Genomic DNA, 21,655 nt, shown 5'->3' on the forward strand with positions numbered 1-21,655 from the left:
TTAAAAATCCATTAACTCTTTTTCTTTATCCGCTAACACTTCATCGACTTTTTTGATGAACGCATCAGTAATTTTCTGGATTTCTTCTTCTGCTTTACGTTGATCGTTTTCGCTAATTTCTTTGTCTTTTAATAAGGCTTTGATTTTATCGTTAGCATCACGGCGAACATTACGAATCGCCACTTTACCTTGTTCTCCTTCGCTTTTGACTAATTTAATCAAATCACGGCGACGTTCTTCGGTTAACGGTGGAAGTGGTACACGAATCGTTGTACCAGCAGATGAAGGATTTAAACCTAAATCAGAGGTTAAAATAGCTTTTTCTACCGCTTGGATTAATGAACGGTCAAAAACCGTTACCGCTAAAGTACGAGCATCTTCTGCCACCACGTTAGCTAATTGGCGTAATGGTGTCGCCGCACCGTAATAATCTACTTGAATCGCATCTAATAAAGAGGGTTGAGCTCGTCCCGTGCGAATTTTAGCAATATGCCCTTTTAAGGATTCAAGGCTTTTTTCCATACGCTCTTGCGTGTCTTTTTTAATTTCGTTGATCATTGTTTTTCCTTTAATTTTATGAATTTAAATTTTAACCTGAAATCCCTTAACCCGAGATAGTTGTGCCTTCACTTTCACCTAAAATCACTTGACGTAATGCTCCTGATTTACCCATATTAAATACCCGAATTGGAATACCATGGTCACGAGCAAGAGTAAAGGCGGCTAAATCCATCACTTGTAATTCTTTCTCAATGACTTCCGCAAAAGTGAGTTTTTGAAATAAATGGGCGTCAGGGTTTTTAGCTGGATCGCTGTCATACACCCCATCTACTTTAGTGGCTTTCAATACCACATCGGCTTCAATTTCAATACCACGCAAGCACGCCGCAGAATCTGTAGTAAAAAATGGACTACCTGTGCCTGCGGAAAAAATCACTACACGTTTCTCACGTAACATTTTGATCGCTTCAGACCAGTTATAAGTATCGCAAATACCATTAAGTTGGAAAGCCGACATTAATTTTGCATTAACATCAGCACGGTGTAACGCATCACGCATTGCCAAGCCGTTCATCACCGTAGCCAACATACCCATGTGGTCGCCGACTACACGGTTCATACCTGCTTTGGCAAGTTTAGCACCACGAAACAGATTGCCACCGCCAAGCACTACACCGACTTCAACCCCCATTTCGACCAATTCTTTGATTTCAATCGCCATTCTATCCAAAATAGACGGATCGATACCAAAGCCTTCCGCACCTTGTAGTGCCTCACCGCTTAATTTTAACAACACACGTTTATAAATAGGTTTGCTCATTTTTCTATCCCCTAAGATCTTGACATAAAATGCTTGTTATTATAAAGCAACATTGCTTATCAGGAAATAGGCATAGCAGATCTATTTGAAATTCGTTAAAATAACAACGCCATTTTTTGTTAGAAAAGGAATATTTTTTGTTATCTCAATCTGTTAAACAAATAACTGCGGTGATTTTTGCGTTAGTTTGTCTGTTTTTTGCCAGTAAATTATTATTAATCGGTACTGGATTTTATCCGCAACCTAGCTTACGTGAGATTCTGGTATTCGCTGGGCTAATCTTGTTATTAAATGCCTCCAAAAAGATTTTTTGGTACATTGTGTTTCCAATTATTATTTTGCACGCACTTTATGCTCCCGTTGGCATGACTTTTGGCGCACCATCTTATCAATATATTGCCTCTGTTTTTGCCACAGATCTGCTTGAAAGCAAAGAATTTCTCTCACAATTACCGTTAGTCAATTATCTCTATCCCGTTGCAATTATCAGTTTATTCTGCTTATTCCGTTATTTAAGCCAAAAATTTGAGCTACATTTTTATAAAAATAAAGTGTTATTAGCCATCATTGCCGTTTTCTTGGTTTGGGATAACGTTCCATTGAAATTTATCAGGGAAACTTATACGGCTGGCATAAAAGTAGAAAAAGAACTTTCTCGGCTCAATAATTTCAGCATTGAAAACCAATGGGGAAAATCGAGTTTAACCAACTCAAAATATGATGATTATGTATTGATCATCGGCGAAAGTGCGAGAAAAGATTATCATCATGCTTATGGTTATCCGATACCAAATACACCGTTTATGTCTAATGCAAATGGGGTGCTAATTGATGGTTTTACATCGGGTGGCACCAACACCATTGCCTCACTGAAGTTAATGTTAACCCAACCCGATACTCAAAACTGGGAGGGAAATTATTCTTTAAATATGATCGACATGATCAAATCAGCCGGTATCAAAACCTATTGGCTTTCTAATCAAGGTTACTTTGGTGAATTTGACACCCCAATTTCTGCCATTGCCAATCGCAGTGATGAACGGATTTTCCTAAAATCTGGCAATAGCTTTCAATCTAAAAACAGCAGTGACTTTGATTTGTTGCCAAAATTACAGCAGGTATTAGCACAACCGCAAGTCGGCAAACGCTTTATTGTGTTGCATTTATATGGTTCGCACCCGATTAGCTGTGATCGCCTGACCGACTACCCAAAAATCATGGACGATAACCAAATTGATAAAAAATACCTTAACATCAACTGCTATATTTCTTCCATTAAGAAAACCGATGAAATGCTTAAACGAGTGTATGAACAGTTAACCCAAAATCAACAAAAAAATCACCGCACTTTTTCGATGATTTATTTTTCTGATCATGGTTTAGCTCACCAAATCACCCCAAATGAAATCAACATTCATAATAGTGCGGGGAAAAGTAAACGTCATTATGATATTCCGTTGTTTAAAATTTCCAGTGATGATCATCAACGCCATGAATACAAAGCATTTAAATCAGGTCTGAATTTTACCAACGACATTGCAAATTGGATCGGAATTAGTAATCCATTATTAGATCCTAATAAAGATTTATTCAGTCCACTGGCAGATCCCGATGATTATGGTTTGAAAAAACAAATTGAACAGATTCAAGCGGAAGATGATCCAGCCATCGTTATTCCCAATTAATCCCTAATATGCTAAAGGCGTAACACAATTACGCCTTTTATTTTTATCTAAAACTTTTCTCAAACAATAAATTGACTTCATTTTTGTGATAAGAATATAAACTTGGTAAATTACTGTCATTCTTTTTCCATGAGAAAGCCACTTTAGGCGTTAGCCCAAGAATTGACCAATCATTTTTCCATAACGTCAATTTTATCTGATATTGTTTATCTTCACGAGTTTTACCCAATGGTAAAAGCTGCCCAAAGCGAGCCATATCATGAAATTTCCGTTGTGAATAGATAAAGGATATATTTGATGCCCAAGACGTTGGCCAATATTTCACCCACCCCAATCTTGCTGAATAGGTATTGGAACCATAATAAGCCGTTTGCGTTTTTTCTCGGTTAGCACTTAATCCAAAAGAAAAATATTGGGTTGGATTTTGTAACCATAACAGCGATAATGAAATAAAATCCACCTTGCCATTTAATTCTTGATATTCACGATAATGCGGATCACTATGTTCAAAATAGGTGGCAACTTGCCAATGTGGGTTAATCCACCGCTGATAATTCAATTTTACACCTAATGCTTGATTATAACGTTTATTGCCATACCAACGATTATCAAAGAAAGGCGAAATATTCCATTGTTGCTTGACATCTTGATATTGATAACCGAATGAAACCCGATTATTCACATCGTTATAGTCTTTATTGGTCCAATAATATTTACTGAACAATTCATTTTCAAATAGCACAAAATGATGCCCAGCGATATTTTTATTCCGACTAATATTCAACCAAGTGGCAACCCCCTGTTCAGATTTCGGCATCATTTCGTCATTTTTGATGAAACCTGTGTTCTCAATATGACGATTATTTGCCACATTATTAATATTTCTGTCATTTAAAAAAGAAAGACCAACATCCATTTTCCACTGTTGTGAGAAATCAATACGCTGTAAATAATGATCCACTAATTGATGAATTTGTTTAGGCAGTTTTTCTTTTTTAACCTGATTTAATTCCATTTCTGCTTGCTGGTATTGTTTATTGAAATATAAAGATTTCGCCAGCTCAATTCTGACTGGATTTAACTTAGGTTGTTTAACCAGAATTTGTTGATAATAATCAATAGACTCTACATAATTTTGGTTAGCTGCCGCTAATTTGCCTTGAGCAAACAGCACGAGAATTTCATCTTGATGCGGAAAAGATTGATAAATAGGTAACAGAAAGGCGATTTTAGGGAAATCATTCACATCAATGGCTTGGTTCAATAGATAATAGGTAGATTGTTGATCTTGCAATAGTTTTTGTCTCACCATTGCCACATTCATGGTGGGAGAAACATCATTCTCGTCTTTAGCCATATTCAATGGCGTGACCGTTGGAAAATAGATCTCCGTGGGGGCAATTTCCGCCCATAACGTTGGCGAAAAAAGTAGCAGTAATAGATATTTTTTCATCGTTCACCCCAATATAAAAAGTCAAAAATAAACTGCATGATATTGATACAATAAAATGCAGTTTGTCTTTATAAGAAATGTATATTAATCGTATTATTGTTTTGTGGCAGAGAATACCGCACCTTGTTTGGAACCATATTCATCGCTTAACATCACTTTACCTGCGACTTCAGCGGCTTCTCGTCCCATAAATTTACCATCATAATTTCCTGTTAATCCGTCACTGGTTGCCGTACCAGTAAAACTGGCGTCTTGTTTAATATCGGCATTTTGCAACGCAATATTACGTTGCTCATTGGCAATCGTTCCAGAGATAGTTTTCTTGTCAAAATCAGCATTCATATTGACTGTTGCATTATCTAGACCAATATAGCCACTACCATTGTAAGTCGCCGTACCAGTCAACGTTGCTAATTCATTAGGATTAGTTGCTCGACCAGAATAGATATAGAGGTAATCATTCGCATAACGACCATTAACCGTTCCCCGACCATTGACAACGGCAATACCTGAATTTTCTAGGTTATTACTGTAAGTGGTATAGGTTGCATTAATAACCGTGGAGACACCATTTACAATTGAAGAGCTATTAGTAGTTGAAGTTCTCTCGCTTCTACCTGATCCGTCTGCTGGAACGATACTTTTTATCTGGTCTTCACCTGTAAAATAATCTTTCCCTTCTAATGGTGAAAAAATACCACTATTTTGTTGACTCTCTTTCACATAAGCATAATCCTGTGGCTCAGTTTTTGCTCGTTCTTCTGCTTCCAATCTTGCTTTTTCTTCAGCTTCTAATCTCGCTTGTTCTTCCGCTTCGGCTTTAGCTTTCGCTTCAGCTTCTAATCTCGCTTTTTCTTCGGCTTCTGCTTTAGCTTTTTCTTCGGCTTCCGCTTTAGCTTTCGCTTCGGCTTCTAATCTCGCTTTTTCTTCAGCTTCTGCTTTGGCTTTGGCTTTCGCTTCGGCTTCTAATCTCGCTTTTTCTTCAGCTTCTGCTTTGGCTTTCGCTTCGGCTTCTAATCTCGCTTTTTCTTCAGCTTCTGCTTTGGCTTTCGCTTCGGCTTCTAATCTCGCTTTTTCTTCAGCTTCTGATTTAGCTTTCGCTTCTGCTTCCAATCTCGCTTTTTCTTCGGCTTCTGCTTTGGCTTTCGCTTCAGCATCTAATTTTGCTTGTTCTTCTGCTTTGGCTTTCGCTTCGGCTTCTAATTTTGCCTTTTCTTCCGCTGCTGCTTTGGCTTTTGCTTCGGCAGAGGTCAATACTGTATCAGTATTTTTTGTCGGATGTGATGGAGATGAATTAGAACTACAAGCGGTGATCCCTAGACTTAGCACTATCGCTAAAGTGATAGTATTTAACTTCATAATATAGTACTCCAAAGGTTATTAACATATTTATGTGAAAGGTTTATTTATCTTAAATAAACTTTCCCATTCTAAAAAAAAAAAAAAAATGCAAGTTTTTTTCGCAAAAAAAATAAATTCTAATTTTTTAAAGAGTTAGCATGAAAAAATCGATCTTTTCATAAAACTTATTAGAAACGAAATACCGTTATTAGCGACAATTTAGAATGAAAAAGAGACGAGTATTAATTAGAAATGTGAATAAATAATCTCAGTAGATATGAATAAAAAATCTGTATTCCAAGAACACTAAAATAAAAAATCTAGAACTTGAAATACAGATAATAAAAATCAGCTAACTTAATCGATCAAATTAAGGGTTTCCGCCAGTGATTTTAGCCACTTCAGCCGCAAAATCTTCTTCTTTTTTCTCAATACCTTCACCCACTTCTAAACGAATGAAGTTAGTCACTGTCGCACCAGTGGCTTTTAAGAAATCGCCCACTGATTGTGATGGATCCATAACAAACGGTTGACCTGTTAATGATACTTCGCCAGTGAATTTTTTCATACGACCTTCAACCATTTTTTCTGCGATTTCACGTGGTTTACCAGATTGCATAGCGATATCTACTTGAATTTCACGTTCGTGAGCAACCACTGCCGCAGGTACATCTTCAGGATTAACGAAGTCAGGACGGCTTGCCGCTACGTGCATTGCCACTTTTTTCAATAATTCTTCATTAGCGTTTTGACCAGCCACTAATACACCGATTTTCGCACCGTGTAAGTATGAACCGATTTCTGTGCCTTCTAAGAATTGAACACGGCGAACCGTCATGTTTTCACCGATTTTTGCTACTAATGCAGCACGTTTTTCTTCGAAGTGTTTAGCTAAATCTTCGATTGAAATACCTTTGTTAGCTACAGCATAGTCAGCCACTTCATTGGCTAAACCTAGGAAACCAGCATCTTTTGCTACGAAGTCAGTTTCACAGTTCATTTCAACTAATACACCGAAACCTGCACCGATACGAGCAAGAATAACGCCTTCTGCTGCAATACGACCTGCCTTCTTAGCCGCTTTTGCTTGACCAGATTTACGCATATTGTCGATCGCTAATTCGATGTCACCGTTCGCTTCAACTAATGCTTTTTTACATTCCATCATACCTGCACCAGTACGATCACGAAGTTCTTTTACTAATGATGCTGTAATTTCAGCCATTTTATTGTCCTCTAAATATTCTTGAATGGAAATACGATGTTTGAATAAAAAATGATAAAAAAACACCGCACTTTTGGGAATTTGTTAAAACAGGGAACGATTGTCCCCTGTTTTATTTACTGTTTCATAAGGGGTTTATACCTTATTTGTGCAAATTATTCTGCAACAGGTTCTTCAGCGAATTTTTCTTCAACTGTCGTTTCAGCTTGGCGACCTTCTTTAATTGCAGCAGCTGCAGCATTTAAATATAATTGAATCGCACGAGTTGCATCATCATTACCTGGAATGATGAAATCAACACCGTCTGGCGTTGCGTTAGTATCTACTACAGCAAATACTGGAATACCTAAGTTGTTTGCTTCTTTAACCGCAATATGTTCGTAGTCTGCACCGATAACGAAAACCGCATCTGGAAGACCAGCCATATCTTTGATACCGCCAAGGCTTAACTCAAGTTTTTGCATTTCACGAGTACGATCTAATGCTTCTTTTTTGGTTAATTTGTCAAATGTACCGTCTTGAGATTGGGTTTCAAAATCTTTCAAACGTTTGATTGATTGACGAACTGTTTTCCAGTTAGTCAACATACCACCTAACCAACGGTGATTAACATAATATTGTTGACAGTCTAATGCTGCTGCTTGAACTGCTTCGGTTGCTGCACGTTTGGTGCCAACGAATAAGATTTTGCCGTTGTTGCTTGCGATGCGAGTTAATTCAGCTAATGCTTCATTGAATAACGGAAGGGTTTTTTCTAAGTTTACGATATGAACGCCGTTACGAGCACCGAAAATGAATGGTTTCATTTTTGGATTCCAGTAACGAGTTTGGTGTCCGAAATGTACGCCTGCGTCAATCATTTCACGCATTGAAACTTGTGCCATAATATTTTCCTTTTAATTTGGGGTTGAGCCTCCACATACCAAGCAAACCGACCGTTTGGCACCCCGATTTACTCCTGTGATATGTGTGTGTTGTTAATAAAAAAATAATGCTATTCCCCATGGTTTTAGAATTGGGAAAAAGCGGTGCAATTTATACCATAAAGTGCGGTCAAAAACTAGCTAATTTTGCAAAAATTAGCAAAATAAAAGCCTATTGCATCATTATTAAGACAATAGGCTTAAAACAACTTGAAAAATAATTATTCAGATTGTTGTTTCATAAAATCTTCATTAATCTCGATTTTTGCTTTGGCACGTAGGGATTTCAGTAAGTTCACCTGCAAATCAGTCGCTTTGTTACGTTCTACTTGCAAATCAAATTGACGGCGAACTGCATCTTCTACGTTCGCATTTTCAATTTTATCTAATACCACAATCACCACATCACCACTATTGGTTTTAGCCGCTTGATAAGCCTTTTTGCCGTTTTCCGCTTTCATGGCAAAAATCACGTCATTCAAGACTGGATCTTTATTTTCTGCATAAACCCATTTTTCTTCTGCACCGAATTTCACATTATCAGGTAATGTACCTGTTTCCGTTAATCCTTTAACTAGGCTTTCCGCTTGAGCTAATACAGTTTTTTCCGCTTTTTGATGTTTTAAGAAAGTTTCAATTTCAGCTTTAGCTTCATCTAAACTTTTTGTACCTTGAGCTTTATGATCCAACACTCGAACCACGATAGAATGCTGTTCACCGACATTCATCGGTTCAGAATTTACATTACCTTGCGACACGTCGCCATCAAAAATTGCATTTACTACAGATGGGAAATTTAACTCTTTTGGTAACGCATTACGTGGGAAATAATCTGTTTCTTTAATTTCCGCACCGATAACTGCGGCTGCCGATTTTAACGATGCTTGATCTTCAAAGGCTTTTTCTGCGACTTTCTTCTCCACGGTATAGAATTGGGTATTGAGTAATTCTTGACGAACCTGTGCGATAACCTTATCTTTCACTTGCTCTAATGGTAGCACGACAGCTTCTTTACGATCTTTCACTTTCACAATATAATAATTGTTATCCACTTTAATTGGGGTGCTATATTTACCTACTTCAACTAAAGTCGCTGCATCTTCAAAATCTTTTGGTAAATCACCATTATTTAACCAACCTAAATCACCGCCCTTTTCTGCAGATAATTTATCACTAGATTTTGTTTTAGCTAATTCCGCAAAATCTGCTCCGTTTTGTAGGGCTTCATATACATCTAACGCTTCTTTTTCGTTCGGTAATTGAATATATGCCAACTGTTGTTGGGCTTTAGTGCTAAATTGATCTTTATTGTCTTGATAATATTGTTGAATTGCGGTGTCAGTAACCGTCACATTCTTTTCTACTACGGCTTTAGTTAAATCAATATATTGCACTTTGACTAATTCTGGCACGATAAAAGCAGATTTATTCGCATTATAATGATCGGCAATTTCTTGCTCTGTTACGCTCTGTTTATTTAATTCATCCGCTAACGGTAAACGAGCTAAACGCACTTGACGTTGTTGGAAAAATAATTGAGCAAATTCATTTTGCGTTTTTGGCATTAAAAACTCGGTTTCGGCTAAACCATGTTGCAACTGTTCTAAACGCAAAGATTCACGTAAATATTGAGCGTACATATCTGCATTCATACCATTAGTACGTAATACCTGTTGGTAAGCATCATTACTAAATTTGCCATCAATTTGGAACATTGGCGTTCTGACGATTTCTTGCTTAATACGTTCGTCACTGACGGTTAAATTTAAATCATTCACATATTGCGTTAATAATTGCTGATCAATCAAACGATTCAATACCGTACTTCTTAATCCTTGACTGAATTCTGGCGTGTCTGCGACAGCAGCAAATTCTGCACCAAGTTGATTACTGATACGTTGATATTCATCATTATATTGTTGTTGGAATTGATGTTGAGAAACTTCTTCACCATTCACTTTCACCGCTGAAGTATCCACACTTGCACCAAGATAGCCATACATACCAGTAATGACGAATGAAATGGCGATGACTGCCATAATGGCTTTTGCCACACCACTATTTGATGCGTTGTGCATTTTTTCCATGAACATGGGCATTAATCCTATTGTTATCTAAAAATTTTATGAATTATAAACGAAACTGCGGTGAAAAAAAACCGCACTTTAAAAAAAGCACGGTTTCACAACCTAATGATTAGTTCACCGTTGGGGCAATCTTGCTGGTTTTTCGGGTACGTGGCACTTTCACTACATTTACTGGTGAAAGTTTAACGATTTCAACACCTTCTGGTGGATTTTGTAATGCAATGGTTAACACTTCATCAATACTTTCTACCGCATGAATGGTTAAATTATTTTTGGCATTTTCAGGGATTTCTTCCAAATCTTTCACGTTCTCTTTTGGAATAATCACAGTTTTAATGCCACCACGGTGAGCCGCCAGCAATTTCTCTTTTAAACCACCGATGGGTAATACTTTACCACGTAAGCTAATTTCACCTGTCATTGCCACATCAGCACGCACAGGATTACCCGTTAAGCAAGAAACCAGTGCGGTACACATGGCAATCCCAGCACTCGGACCATCTTTCGGGGTCGCTCCGTCTGGCACGTGAATATGAATATCGCGTTTTTCATGGAAGTCGTTAGCAATACCCAATTTCTCGGCACGAGAACGGACGACTGTCATGGCGGCTTGAATACTCTCTTTCATTACATCGCCAAGAGAACCCGTAAAGGTTAATTTACCCTTACCCACCACAGAAGCCGTTTCAATAGTCAGTAAATCACCACCCACTTCTGTCCAAGCAAGACCTGTAACTTCTCCCACCCGATTTTGGGTATCCGCTAAACCGAAGTCAAAGCGTTTCACACCGAGATAATCGTGTAAATTTGCTGCATTGACCGTAATAGATTTGGCTTTTTTATTTAGCAATAAATTTTTCACGGTTTTACGACAAATTTTAGAAATTTCACGCTCAAGACTACGTACGCCTGCTTCACGTGTGTAGTAGCGAATAATATCTAAAATCGCACTGTCTTCAATGATTAACTCACCTGCTTTTAAGCCGTTGCGTTCCATTTGCTTGGCGATTAAATGCCCTGTAGCAATATTCAATTTCTCATCTTCAGTATAGCCTGATAGGCGAATCACTTCCATACGATCCAACAACGGTGCTGGTATATTCATGGAATTAGAAGTTGCTACAAACATCACATCAGATAAATCGTAATCCACTTCTAAATAATGGTCATTAAACTTCGTGTTCTGTTCTGGATCAAGCACTTCCAACAAGGCAGAAGCGGGATCACCACGGTGATCCATTGCCATTTTATCAATTTCATCAAGCAAGAATAACGGATTTTTGACCCCTACTTTTGCCATTTTTTGAATCAATTTACCTGGTAATGAACCAATATAGGTTTTGCGGTGTCCACGAATTTCCGCTTCATCACGCACACCACCTAATGCCATACGCACATATTTACGCCCTGTGGCATTGGCAATAGATTGACCAAGCGAGGTTTTCCCAACCCCTGGTGGACCAACCAAACAGAGAATAGGTCCTTTAAGTTTATTCAATCTTGTTTGCACGGCAAGATATTCTAAAATGCGTTCTTTCACCCGTTCTAAACCGTAATGGTCGGCATCCAACACTTGTTGTGCTTTGGCTAAATCTTTTTTCACTTTGGTGGTTTTATACCAAGGTACTTGCAACATCCAGTCAATATAGCCACGAATCACGGTTGCTTCAGATGACATAGGCGACATCATTTTTAGCTTTTTCAACTCTGCTTCTACCTTTTCTTTCGCTTCCGCTGGTAGTTTAGCTTGTTCTAATTTTTTAGCTAACTGGTCTAATTCGCTTTCATCTGGATTTTCATCATCATTACCTAGTTCTTTACGGATTGCTTTAATCTGTTCGTTTAGATAATAATTACGTTGCGTTTTTTCCATTTGTTCTTTGACTTTGCTGCGAATGCGTTTTTCCACTTGCATTAAGTCAGTTTCGCTTTCCATTGCCCCAAGCAAATATTCCAGCCGAGCTTGCACATTAGGTTGTTCTAACACGGCTTGTTTATGACGTAATGCAATCGGTAAATGTGCCGCCAACGTATCAGCAAAGCGATCAAATTCTATAATAGAGCTTAGTGCATTAACCATTTCTGGCTGAATTTTTTTGTTCTGTTTAACAAATTGATCAAACTCACTCAAAATCACATCACGCAACACCTGCATATCTTTTTCTTCACCAAAACTGGTCGCAATCAAATTGATATGTGCGGAAAAATAGCCATCGTCAGTAATTTCTGTGATCTTAGCACGTTGTTGCCCTTCTACTAGCACTTTGACAGTACCATCTGGCAATTTCAATAATTGAATGATATTAACAATAGTGCCGACATCAAATAAATCTGCAATATTAGGTTCTTCAATATCAGCTTGTTTTTGTGAAACTAATAATAATTGCTTGCCCGATTCCATAGCTTGTTCAAGGCTACGAATAGATTTCTCACGCCCTACAAATAATGGCATCACCATATACGGGAAAACCACTACATCTCTTAATGGGAGGACGGGAATTTTTCGTTGTTTATCCTGTTCTGCTGTCATCTTCTTTCTCTTTATCTAAAATTCGGTTACATGGAACTAATATAAGGCTAACCATGGCGAAGTTCAAGGTGAATAGGTAAAAAGTGCGGTTAATTTAACCGCACTTTGGGGGATAAAAACACTATTTGTATTCTAATGTCGGTTTTGCATCATCATTAATGACGCTTTCATCTACCACGACTTTGGCTAAATTCTCCATAGACGGTAAATCGTACATGGTATCTAACAACACACCTTCAACAATAGAACGTAACCCCCTTGCACCTGTTTTACGAGCAAGGGCTTTTTTTGCCATAGCTATCAAGGCTTCTTGCGTAAATTCCAATTTCACATCTTCTAAACTAAACAGTGCTTGATATTGTTTCACTAACGCATTTTTTGGTTCAGTTAAAATTTGAATTAATGCCTGTTCATCTAATTCACTTAATGGAGCAACCACAGGTAAACGCCCTACAAATTCAGGGATCATACCGAATTTAATCAAGTCTTCCGTTTCAATTTGTTGGAATAATTCCGACAGACTTAATTCATCTTGCTCGCCTTTCACTTCTGCACCAAAACCGATACCGCTACCTACGTGAACACGTTTTTGGACAATTTTATCTAAACCCGAGAATGCACCACCACAAATAAACAGGATTTTTGATGTATCGACTTTCAACATATCCTGTTGTGGATGTTTACGTCCGCCTTGTGGTGGAATGGAAGCTACCGTGCCTTCAATCAATTTTAACAAGGCTTGTTGCACCCCTTCACCTGATACATCTCGAGTAATTGATGGGTTCTCTGATTTACGGGTAATTTTATCAATCTCATCAATATAAATAATCCCTTGCTCGGCTTTTTCCGTATCGTAATCGCAATTTTGCAATAAGCGTTGAATCACATTTTCTACATCTTCACCCACATATCCTGCTTCGGTTAAGGTAGTGGCATCTGCCATAGCAAAAGGTACATTTAACATACGAGCCAAGGTTTGAGCTAATAAGGTTTTCCCACTCCCAGTAGGACCAATTAACAACACATTACTTTTGCTTAATTCCACTTCATCAGTTTGATGATTGGAACGTAACCGTTTGTAATGATTATATAATGCCACGGCTAATACCTTTTTAGCATAATCTTGACCGATTACGTAATCATCTAAATTAGCTCGAATTTCATGTGGAGTCGGCAGTTTGGTTTCTTCTTTTTTAACCGTATCTTGTTGTTCTACAACGTCTTCTGCTTTTTCTTCTTGCAATAGACCGTGGCAAAGCTCAATACAATCACCACAAATATAGCCAGAAGTCCCTGCAATTAATTTGCCTACCTCATCTTGTGCTTTACCACAAAATGAACAGCAGGTATCTTTTTCATTTGCCATTTTTACTTTCCAATTCTTTCTTTTTAACGTTTAACTAACACATTATCCACTAAGCCGTAAACTCTGGCTTCTTCGGCTGACATAAAATTATCACGGTCAGTATCTTTTTCAATTTTTTCAAGCGGTTGTCCCGTATGGAATGCCAAACGTTCATTTAAAGTATGCTTAATTTTTAAAATTTCTTGGGCATGAATCTGAATATCTGACGCTTGACCACGGAAACCGCCTAAAGGCTGGTGAATCATTACGCGAGCATGAGGTAATGCCGTACGTTTGCCAGCGGTTCCACCTGCTAATAAAAACGCCCCCATAGAACAGGCTTGACCGATACACAGGGTACGCACATCTGGCTTAATAAATTGCATGGTATCATAAATCGCCATACCCGCCGTCACTGAACCACCTGGGCTGTTAATATAAATATTAATATCTTTATCTGGATTTTCAGATTCTAAAAATAATAATTGAGCGACAATTAAATTCGCCATATTGTCTTCAACTTCACCGCTTAAAAAAATGACACGTTCTTTTAACAAGCGTGAGTAAATATCGTAAGCACGCTCACCACGAGCATTTTGCTCAACGACCATAGGAATAACTGACATAAGGTTCTCCGTATAAATATTTCTTATTCAACAATCGATCTATTCTACCTGAAAAATACGTCTGACTAAACAATAAAATATTAAAAACATAATGCTCTTCATGTAGGATTTCCCCCCAAAAAAGTGACTTTTTTGTGATCTTGATTCCAAAACTTGATCAGGCTTTTTGTTTTGGATTACCCTCTCTCGCTACACTCATCCAATCAACAAAATCAATATGTAAAATATAGTTTACACATTATGGTTGTTGTTTTATAATTTTTAATATGAGAGAAAATTGATGATTCAAATTAAAAGTACGCCTATTTTTAATCACTGGTTAGACGAACTCAAGGATTTAAGAGCAAAGGCAAAAATTCAAACGAGAATCAAACGGTTACAGTTTGGTCTCTTTGGTGACGTAAAAGCAGTTGGAGAAGGTATTTCCGAATTACGTATTACGGAAGGACAAGGCTATCGAGTTTATTTGAAAAATCAACAGGGTATGATTATCATTTTATTATGTGGTGGCAATAAATCAACACAGGGCGATGATATTAAAAAAGCTAAATTATTAGCACAGGAATTGGGGGTTTAACACCATGATTGAATTGCAAGATTTTGATATTGCAGAACATTTAAAAACAGAACAAGAAATCCAGCTTTATTTAAATGAAGTATTACAGGAAGATAATATTGAATTAATTTTATCTGCATTAGGTGATATTGCTCGAGCAAGAAATATGAGCCAAATCGCTCGAGATGCTGGAGTAACTCGTGAAGGATTGTACAAAGCCTTATCGGGCAAAGGCAATCCTACTTTTTCGACTATTCTAAAAGTGATGAAAGCATTAAATTTGAGAATAGAAATTAAAGCAGGTAGTTTGGCTCAAGTTTCATAACCATCAAGATAAATCTCTTGACTCACCCTGATAATTTAGAAAAACGATATTGCTAACAAAAAGTGCGGTTAATTTTTAACGAATTTTAAAACTCGCCAAAAAATAACCGCACTTTAAGATATTAAATGAAATTAGGCTTTAGGGTTCATAATCTCATCAAAAGAAGCTGCTTTTTCAGTCACTTGCGCTTTTGCTAATACTGCATTAACTGCTTGTTCTTCTAATACAACATTACGTACATTACCCATTAATTCATTGTTTTTACTGTAATATTCAACCACTTCAGCTGGTTGCTCATAAGCAGAAGCAATATCTGCAATCATCGCTTTCACCAAGTCCTCATCGGCTTTTAATTCATTCGCTTTGATCACGGCGGAGAATAATAAGCCCACTTGAACACGATGTTTAGCCTGTTCTTCAAATAATTCACGTGGTAATTGAGCTGTTTGTTGAGCGTTACCACCAAAGCGTTGTGCGGCTTGTTTGCGTAACACTTCAATTTCTTCATCTACCGCTGAAACTGGCACATCAATCGCATTTTCAGCAATTAAACCATCAATCACTTGTTGTTTAACACGAGCCACTAAAGCATTTTTCAATTCACGTTGCATATTTTTACGAATTTCTGCACGCAAATCATCGACAGTTTTAGTATTTGGACCAAATTTCGCCACAAACTCATCGGTTAATTCAGGTAATACTTGCACTTCTACTTTTTTCAAGGTAATGGCAAATTTTGCGGCTTTACCTTTTAAGTTTTCAGCATGATATTCCGCAGGGAAAGTCACATCAATATCAAATTGCTCGCCTGCTTTATGACCGACTATTCCATCTTCAAAACCAGGAATCATGCGACCTTGTCCCATGGCTAACACGAAATCTGTCGCTTTACCACCCTCAAATTCCTCACCATCTACAGATCCTACAAAATCAATCGTCACACGATCTTCAGCCTTAGCTGCGTCTTTGCTTTCAGACCAAGTTGCTTGTTGTTTACGTAATACGTTCACCATATTGTCAACATCGGCTTCGGTAATTTCAACGCTTGGTTTTTCAACCTTAATATTTTCCAAACCTTTTAATTCGACTTCTGGATAAACTTCAAAAGTTGCGGTAAATACTAAATCTTGACCATCTTCAAATTTTTCAATAGCAAAAGTTGGACGACCAGCAAGGTTCACCTTCTCTTTAAACATTAAATCAAAGAAATGACGTGGTAATAAATCATTTAATACATCTTGACGAATTGACGCACCGAAGCGTTTTTCCACGATTTGAGCAGGTACATGACCTTTACGGAAACCATCTACACGCACATTTTTTGCCGCACGTTTTGTTTCTTCACGTACCGCTGTTTTTACGTTTTCCGCTGGTACAGTAATGCTTACACGACGTTCTAAACCTTGAGTTGTTTCAATAGTTGACATTGTTCTTTTCCTTTAAATTGATGAAACCCAGCCAGTCACTTTGACTGAATAACCGAGGCTGAATATAAGTTTGAATAAAAATAAACTGGCGAATTATAGCTAAATATTATCGTTCAGTCGAGCAGAAATTTTGTACATAAAAAATCCCATTGCTGGCAATGGGATCAATAATCTTAAAATGTCAATTAAAGTGCTTTCGGCACACGAATTTTCTGACCTGGGAAGATCTTATCTGCATCTTTAATCACTTCTTTGTTAGCTGCCACGATGGCAGGATATTTAGCTGCATTACCATAAAACTTTTTAGCAATAGCAGAAAGCGTATCGCCTTTTTGAATCACATAAAACTCATCTTCCGTGGCTAACTGTTCGCCGTTAGCTAACTTCACTGCATCAACGTTAACACTTTCAACACCAACAATGTTACCCGCCATTAAAATCGCTTTCTCTAAAGCACTGGCAGATGTTGCATCACCAGAAATTTTAGCCACACCGTTTTCAACGGTAACAGCAACATTGTCAATCCCTGGGTTATCTTCAGCAATGTGATTTGTCACCGCTTTTGACGGATCTTCATCTTTACCAAAAATTTTTTTACCAATGTTTCCTACGAAATCAAATAAACCCACTTTTCTTTCCTTCTTGTGTATGATTACTAAAATATTTATCAGGCTATTCTGATAAAACCTTACTTACAATAACCAAAGCATTATAAGAAGTCCATAAATTTTTAAAATTTTAACCGCACTTTACTATTTTTCAGGTAGAATATAATCACTATATTTACAATAAGTGAGTCAAAATTTATGCGTTGGCAAGGTAGAGAACAAAGTTCAAATGTAGAAGACAGACGTGGTTCGGGTTCCAGAATCAGCGGTGGTAAAAAAACAGGGGTACTCGGTTTTATCATATTATTAGTGGGTGCTTATTATGGTGTGGATTTATCTGGTTTAGTGGGAATGGATACCGCAGGTTTAGGCGGTGCAACCAGTAGTTCTGCTAAATTATCAGCTCAAGAAGAACAAAACCTAAATGAGCTTTCTCGTGTGGTATTACGAGATACAGAAAAAACTTGGCAAAGCTATTTCAGTAAAAATGGACAGAAATATGTGGCTCCAACCATGGTGCTTTATTATGGTGCCACAGCAACAGCTTGCGGTACAGGACAGTCTGCCATGGGACCTTTTTATTGTCCGAACGATCAAAAAGTCTATTTAGATTTATCTTTTTATGCGGATATGAAAAATCAGCTCGGTGCAGCAGGTGATACGGCTTTTGCTTATGTGATTGCTCACGAAGTGGGACATCATGTGCAGAATGTACTAGGTATTTTGCCTAAAATTAACCGTGTTCAACAACAAAATCCATCACAAGCTAATGCACTATCGGTTAAATTAGAATTACAAGCAGACTGCTTTGCAGGGGTTTGGGGTTATCAAGCCGCACAAAATAATTTGTTGGAAACTGGCGATTTAGAAGAAGCCTTTAGGGCGGCTGAAGCGGTAGGCGACGATCGTTTACAAAAACGTAGTCAAGGTTATGTAGTGCCAGATAGTTTTACTCATGGCACATCGGCACAACGTTTGCAATGGTTTCAACGCGGTCTAAAAACTGGCGATCCAACGCAGTGTAATACGTTCTAATTATCTCAATAAATGGGGCATAGTTTGCCTCATTTTCTTTTTTAAAAATCCGATCAGTCGTACTGTTATTCTTTATGTCAAAAATATCATTAGCCTAACCCTAATAAATTTAGGTAGAATAGAGATTATTTAATTATCGAGAAAAACCCATGAGCCTGTTTGCCCTTTGTTATATGCTATTTGCCTATTTGCTCGGTTCAATTTCCAGTGCAATTTTGGTTTGTCGAATAGTCGGTTTACCCGATCCACGCTCTGAGGGTTCACATAATCCTGGTGCCACGAACGTATTCCGTTTAGGCGGTCGTTGGGCGAGTTTAACGGTGTTAATTTTCGATATATTAAAAGGTATGTTGCCTGTTTGGGCAGGTTATTATTTAGGCTTAACCCATTTTGAATTAGGTATGGTTGCTCTAGGTGCTTGCTTGGGACATATTTTCCCGATTTTCTTTAAATTTAAAGGCGGGAAAGGCGTTGCCACGGCGTTTGGATCCATTGCTCCGATTGCTTGGGGAGTGGCAGGTTCCATGATCGGGACTTGGTTGTTAGTCTTTGCGATTAGCGGTTATTCTTCCCTGAGTGCTGTCATTGCTGCACTGCTTACCCCATTATATGTGTGGTATTTCAAGCCTGAATATACTTTCCCCGTGGCATTAGTTTGTTGCTTATTAATTTATCGTCATCATGAGAATATTCAGCGTTTATGGCGTGGACAAGAAAGCAAAATTTGGTCAAAATTCAAAAAATAAAAGCACAAAAAGAATGAAAAAACTCTTACTTCTATTATTCATCATTATCCTTGCTATCGGCGGTTGGGGTTATCACCAAATTCAACAGACGCTCAATCAATCAATTAGCGTTCAACAAGATCAGCTGCTCGTCATTAATCGAGGCACGACAGGTAAAAAACTCGCTACGCTATTTGAGCAACAACAATTAGTCGCTGATGCCAAATGGTTGCCTTGGGTTTTAAAATTACAACCGCAATTAAATAATATTAAAGCTGGGACTTATTCCCTTAATGGTGCGAATACTGTTGCAGATGTATTAACTATTCTAAATGAGGGTAAAGAAGCACAATTTAGCTTACGTTTTACTGACGGTGAAACTTGGCGAGAAATGAAAAAATCTTTGCAAAACGCACCGCACTTAGCACAATCTGTACAAGATAAAAATGATGAAGAATTATTGCAATTACTTGAATTACCAACAAATAATCTTCATTCTTTAGAGGGTTGGATTTATCCTGATACATATAATTATGTACCAAATTCTACAGATCTGGCATTATTAAAACGAGCGACCAGTCGTACGCAAAAATTATTGGATAAATTATGGGCAGAAAGAGATGATGATTTGCCGTTAAAAAGCCCCTATGAGATGTTGATTTTGGCATCTATTGTAGAAAAAGAAAGCGGTGTTCAGGCGGAACGAGGATTAATTGCTTCTGTTTTTGTTAACCGTTTAAAACGCAATATAAAATTACAAACTGACCCCACTGTGATTTATGGCATGGGTGAAAATTATAATGGTAATATTCGCAAAAAAGATTTAGAAACACCAACGCCTTATAATACCTATGTTATTGACGGTTTACCACCTACACCGATTACCAACCCAAGTGAAAGTGCCTTGCAAACGGTGGCTCACCCTGAAAAAACAGATTTTCTCTACTTTGTGGCAGACGGTACGGGAGGACATAAATTTAGCCGAAATTTAACCGAACACAATCGGGCAGTGCAAGACTATTTACGTTGGTATCGCCAAAATAAAACAGACAAAAATAAAACGGATAACCCATAAAATGACAGGAAAATTTATTGTACTGGAAGGCTTAGAAGGTGCAGGTAAAACTACCGCTCGCAATGCTATTGTGGAACAATTACAAGCTAATGGCATTACCGATTTGGTATTTACCCGTGAACCTGGTGGCACGCCATTAGCAGAAAAATTACGTGACTTAATCAAACATGAAACCGCAGAACCTGTAACCGACAAAGCAGAATTACTGATGCTATATGCTGCTCGTATTCAATTAGTGGAAAATGTGATTAAACCAGCCTTAGCACAAGGAAAATGGGTAATCGGTGATCGCCATGATATGTCTTCACAAGCCTATCAAGGCGGTGGTCGTGGGCTTGATCGAGATTTTATGGAAAATTTAAAAAATAGTATTTTAGGCGATTTTTCTCCCGATTTTACGCTATATTTAGATATTGAACCAGCTCAAGGTTTAGCCAGAGCAAAAGGGCGTGGCGAATTGGATCGCATTGAACAACAAAATTTAGATTTTTTCCACCGCACTCGTGAGCGTTATTTGGAATTAGTCGCTCAAGATCCCAAAGCCGTCATCATCAATGCAGGGCAGTCTATTGAGAAAGTCAGCACTGACATAAAAAGTGCGGTGCAAAAATTTGTAGATTTGCAAACAGATTAATATGCTACTTTCGGTGTAAATTCAATAGCAACCCCAAGTGCAGATGAAATTTTGGCAATAGTGTCAAAACGGGGTTGACTTGAACCTGATAGCGTACGATACAGGCTTTCTCGCTGAATACCTGTTTTTCTGGACAACTCCGTCATTCCCCTTGCCCTAGCCACCGTATTCAGTGCCTGTAATAATTCCGCCTGATCACCACTAGCAAAAGAGGCTGTCAAATAAGCAGCAATGGTTTCTTCATCGGTTAATAATTCCGCTGCATCAAAATCACTAATCTCTAAATCACTTGCTGATAAAGTCATCTGTTTTTTCCTTCTGTTTCACTAAATTCCACACATCTTTTGCTAAAGCTATATCTTTTTCTTGACTGGATTTATTGCCACCGCAAAGCAATAAATAAATTTTGTCGCCCATTTTACCGTAATACACTCGATAACCTGACTTAACGGCAATTCGCATTTCAAAAACACCATCACCAACCGATTTATGATCACCAAAATTACCTTTTTCGGCTCGTTCAATTCGTTTGATGATCGCTGATTTGCCAATAGGATCTTTTAACCCATTAAACCACTTTAAAAATAAACCTGTTTTTTTAAGTTGATTTACCTTTTCTTGATTACTCATTATTCTTCTTACCAATCATATTTTGGCACAGTGTATACCTAAATGATACACATAATCAAGTGTTATGTCACAAACAATAAGATTTCATCCTTTTTATTAATGCT

Annotated in this window: 21 protein-coding genes; 7 read left to right on the forward strand and 14 right to left on the reverse strand. The window is 37.8% G+C overall.

Annotation, left to right across the window (positions count from 1 at the left end; all coding sequences use genetic code 11):
- Positions 1-558, reverse strand: a complete 558-nt coding sequence (gene frr / locus O1Q79_RS07070) for a ribosome recycling factor (RefSeq protein WP_386691293.1) — start codon at positions 556-558, stop codon at positions 1-3.
- 46 nt (positions 559-604) lie between these two features.
- Positions 605-1,321: a UMP kinase gene (gene pyrH / locus O1Q79_RS07075; protein ID WP_386691295.1), complete on the reverse strand. Its 717-nt coding sequence runs from the start codon at positions 1,319-1,321 to the stop codon at positions 605-607.
- Positions 1,322-1,458: 137 nt separating this feature from the next.
- Between pyrH and O1Q79_RS07080 the strand changes: the two genes are divergently transcribed.
- Positions 1,459-3,006: a phosphoethanolamine transferase gene (locus O1Q79_RS07080; RefSeq protein WP_386691297.1), complete on the forward strand. Its 1,548-nt coding sequence runs from the start codon at positions 1,459-1,461 to the stop codon at positions 3,004-3,006.
- Between the two features lie 43 nt (positions 3,007-3,049).
- Here O1Q79_RS07080 and O1Q79_RS07085 read toward each other — a convergent pair whose 3' ends face one another.
- From O1Q79_RS07085 to clpP, 8 genes are all read right to left on the reverse strand, one after another.
- The gene (locus O1Q79_RS07085; protein WP_386691299.1) at positions 3,050-4,459 is read right to left on the reverse strand and encodes a surface lipoprotein assembly modifier; all 1,410 of its coding nucleotides are present in this window, start codon (positions 4,457-4,459) and stop codon (positions 3,050-3,052) included.
- 93 nt (positions 4,460-4,552) lie between these two features.
- Positions 4,553-5,818 carry a factor H binding protein domain-containing protein gene (locus tag O1Q79_RS07090; RefSeq protein WP_386691301.1) on the reverse strand — a complete coding sequence of 422 codons (1,266 nt, stop codon included), beginning with the start codon at positions 5,816-5,818 and terminating at the stop codon, positions 4,553-4,555.
- A 352-nt stretch (positions 5,819-6,170) separates the two neighbouring features.
- Positions 6,171-7,025 carry a translation elongation factor Ts gene (gene tsf / locus O1Q79_RS07095; RefSeq protein ID WP_386691303.1) on the reverse strand — a complete coding sequence of 285 codons (855 nt, stop codon included), beginning with the start codon at positions 7,023-7,025 and terminating at the stop codon, positions 6,171-6,173.
- 155 nt (positions 7,026-7,180) lie between these two features.
- On the reverse strand, positions 7,181-7,909 hold the full coding sequence (gene rpsB, locus O1Q79_RS07100) for a 30S ribosomal protein S2 (protein ID WP_386687520.1): 729 nt from the start codon (positions 7,907-7,909) through the stop codon (positions 7,181-7,183).
- Positions 7,910-8,169: 260 nt separating this feature from the next.
- Positions 8,170-10,041, reverse strand: a complete 1,872-nt coding sequence (ppiD, locus tag O1Q79_RS07105) for a peptidylprolyl isomerase (RefSeq protein ID WP_386691305.1) — start codon at positions 10,039-10,041, stop codon at positions 8,170-8,172.
- Positions 10,042-10,144: 103 nt separating this feature from the next.
- Complete coding sequence (gene lon / locus O1Q79_RS07110; RefSeq protein WP_386691307.1) at positions 10,145-12,565, reverse strand: endopeptidase La; 2,421 nt, start codon at positions 12,563-12,565, stop codon at positions 10,145-10,147.
- 121 nt (positions 12,566-12,686) lie between these two features.
- Positions 12,687-13,931: an ATP-dependent protease ATP-binding subunit ClpX gene (gene clpX, locus O1Q79_RS07115; RefSeq protein WP_386691309.1), complete on the reverse strand. Its 1,245-nt coding sequence runs from the start codon at positions 13,929-13,931 to the stop codon at positions 12,687-12,689.
- A 23-nt stretch (positions 13,932-13,954) separates the two neighbouring features.
- Positions 13,955-14,536, reverse strand: coding sequence for an ATP-dependent Clp endopeptidase proteolytic subunit ClpP (gene clpP, locus O1Q79_RS07120; RefSeq protein ID WP_386691311.1), 582 nt, complete (start codon positions 14,534-14,536; stop codon positions 13,955-13,957).
- Positions 14,537-14,813: 277 nt separating this feature from the next.
- Here clpP and O1Q79_RS07125 point away from each other — a divergent pair, with 277 nt between their 5' ends.
- The gene (locus O1Q79_RS07125) at positions 14,814-15,113 is read left to right on the forward strand and encodes a type II toxin-antitoxin system RelE/ParE family toxin (RefSeq protein ID WP_386691313.1); all 300 of its coding nucleotides are present in this window, start codon (positions 14,814-14,816) and stop codon (positions 15,111-15,113) included.
- A 4-nt stretch (positions 15,114-15,117) separates the two neighbouring features.
- Positions 15,118-15,417 (forward strand): addiction module antidote protein, encoded by a 300-nt coding sequence (locus O1Q79_RS07130; RefSeq protein ID WP_386691315.1) that lies wholly within the window; start codon positions 15,118-15,120, stop codon positions 15,415-15,417.
- Positions 15,418-15,548: 131 nt separating this feature from the next.
- Here O1Q79_RS07130 and tig read toward each other — a convergent pair whose 3' ends face one another.
- On the reverse strand, positions 15,549-16,844 hold the full coding sequence (tig, locus tag O1Q79_RS07135) for a trigger factor (protein ID WP_386691317.1): 1,296 nt from the start codon (positions 16,842-16,844) through the stop codon (positions 15,549-15,551).
- A gap of 185 nt (positions 16,845-17,029) precedes the next feature.
- Positions 17,030-17,473 (reverse strand): peptidoglycan-binding protein LysM, encoded by a 444-nt coding sequence (gene lysM / locus O1Q79_RS07140; protein WP_386687532.1) that lies wholly within the window; start codon positions 17,471-17,473, stop codon positions 17,030-17,032.
- A 177-nt stretch (positions 17,474-17,650) separates the two neighbouring features.
- Here lysM and O1Q79_RS07145 point away from each other — a divergent pair, with 177 nt between their 5' ends.
- The 4 genes from O1Q79_RS07145 to tmk all read left to right on the forward strand — a co-directional run bounded on the left by O1Q79_RS07145 (position 17,651) and on the right by tmk (position 20,921).
- Complete coding sequence (locus O1Q79_RS07145) at positions 17,651-18,487, forward strand: neutral zinc metallopeptidase (RefSeq protein ID WP_386687533.1); 837 nt, start codon at positions 17,651-17,653, stop codon at positions 18,485-18,487.
- Between the two features lie 149 nt (positions 18,488-18,636).
- Positions 18,637-19,233, forward strand: coding sequence for a glycerol-3-phosphate 1-O-acyltransferase PlsY (plsY, locus tag O1Q79_RS07150; RefSeq protein ID WP_386687535.1), 597 nt, complete (start codon positions 18,637-18,639; stop codon positions 19,231-19,233).
- A gap of 13 nt (positions 19,234-19,246) precedes the next feature.
- A complete protein-coding gene (gene mltG, locus O1Q79_RS07155; RefSeq protein ID WP_386691319.1) occupies positions 19,247-20,287 on the forward strand; it encodes an endolytic transglycosylase MltG in 1,041 nt (346 codons plus the stop codon).
- 1 nt (position 20,288) lies between these two features.
- A complete protein-coding gene (tmk, locus tag O1Q79_RS07160) occupies positions 20,289-20,921 on the forward strand; it encodes a dTMP kinase (protein WP_386691321.1) in 633 nt (210 codons plus the stop codon).
- Here the strand turns inward: tmk and O1Q79_RS07165 are convergent.
- Both O1Q79_RS07165 and O1Q79_RS07170 read right to left on the reverse strand, forming a co-directional pair.
- Positions 20,918-21,226: an addiction module antidote protein gene (locus tag O1Q79_RS07165; RefSeq protein ID WP_386687541.1), complete on the reverse strand. Its 309-nt coding sequence runs from the start codon at positions 21,224-21,226 to the stop codon at positions 20,918-20,920. The two genes, tmk and O1Q79_RS07165, sit on opposite strands and share 4 nt — an antisense overlap.
- Positions 21,207-21,551, reverse strand: coding sequence for a type II toxin-antitoxin system RelE/ParE family toxin (locus O1Q79_RS07170; RefSeq protein ID WP_386687543.1), 345 nt, complete (start codon positions 21,549-21,551; stop codon positions 21,207-21,209). The genes O1Q79_RS07165 and O1Q79_RS07170 overlap by 20 nt, the downstream gene beginning before the upstream one ends.
- Positions 21,552-21,655 lie beyond the last annotated feature (104 nt).

Origin of the sequence: Lonepinella sp. MS14434 (genome assembly GCF_042468235.1) — a bacterium.
In the GTDB taxonomy this organism is placed as follows: Bacteria; Pseudomonadota; Gammaproteobacteria; order Enterobacterales; family Pasteurellaceae; genus Lonepinella.

Coding starts and splice junctions, on each gene's coding strand:
- ppiD (WP_386691305.1), bottom strand. CDS start 10,041: ATGTTCATGGAAAAAATGCACAACGCATCAAATAGTGGTGTGGCAAAA.
- O1Q79_RS07085 (WP_386691299.1), bottom strand. CDS start 4,459: ATGAAAAAATATCTATTACTGCTACTTTTTTCGCCAACGTTATGGGCG.
- mltG (WP_386691319.1), top strand. CDS start 19,247: ATGAAAAAACTCTTACTTCTATTATTCATCATTATCCTTGCTATCGGC.
- O1Q79_RS07130 (WP_386691315.1), top strand. CDS start 15,118: ATGATTGAATTGCAAGATTTTGATATTGCAGAACATTTAAAAACAGAA.
- rpsB (WP_386687520.1), bottom strand. CDS start 7,909: ATGGCACAAGTTTCAATGCGTGAAATGATTGACGCAGGCGTACATTTC.
- O1Q79_RS07145 (WP_386687533.1), top strand. CDS start 17,651: ATGCGTTGGCAAGGTAGAGAACAAAGTTCAAATGTAGAAGACAGACGT.
- plsY (WP_386687535.1), top strand. CDS start 18,637: ATGAGCCTGTTTGCCCTTTGTTATATGCTATTTGCCTATTTGCTCGGT.
- O1Q79_RS07165 (WP_386687541.1), bottom strand. CDS start 21,226: ATGACTTTATCAGCAAGTGATTTAGAGATTAGTGATTTTGATGCAGCG.
- O1Q79_RS07090 (WP_386691301.1), bottom strand. CDS start 5,818: ATGAAGTTAAATACTATCACTTTAGCGATAGTGCTAAGTCTAGGGATC.
- clpX (WP_386691309.1), bottom strand. CDS start 13,931: ATGGCAAATGAAAAAGATACCTGCTGTTCATTTTGTGGTAAAGCACAA.
- O1Q79_RS07170 (WP_386687543.1), bottom strand. CDS start 21,551: ATGAGTAATCAAGAAAAGGTAAATCAACTTAAAAAAACAGGTTTATTT.
- tmk (WP_386691321.1), top strand. CDS start 20,289: ATGACAGGAAAATTTATTGTACTGGAAGGCTTAGAAGGTGCAGGTAAA.
- tig (WP_386691317.1), bottom strand. CDS start 16,844: ATGTCAACTATTGAAACAACTCAAGGTTTAGAACGTCGTGTAAGCATT.
- pyrH (WP_386691295.1), bottom strand. CDS start 1,321: ATGAGCAAACCTATTTATAAACGTGTGTTGTTAAAATTAAGCGGTGAG.
- tsf (WP_386691303.1), bottom strand. CDS start 7,025: ATGGCTGAAATTACAGCATCATTAGTAAAAGAACTTCGTGATCGTACT.
- frr (WP_386691293.1), bottom strand. CDS start 558: ATGATCAACGAAATTAAAAAAGACACGCAAGAGCGTATGGAAAAAAGC.
- clpP (WP_386691311.1), bottom strand. CDS start 14,536: ATGTCAGTTATTCCTATGGTCGTTGAGCAAAATGCTCGTGGTGAGCGT.
- lon (WP_386691307.1), bottom strand. CDS start 12,565: ATGACAGCAGAACAGGATAAACAACGAAAAATTCCCGTCCTCCCATTA.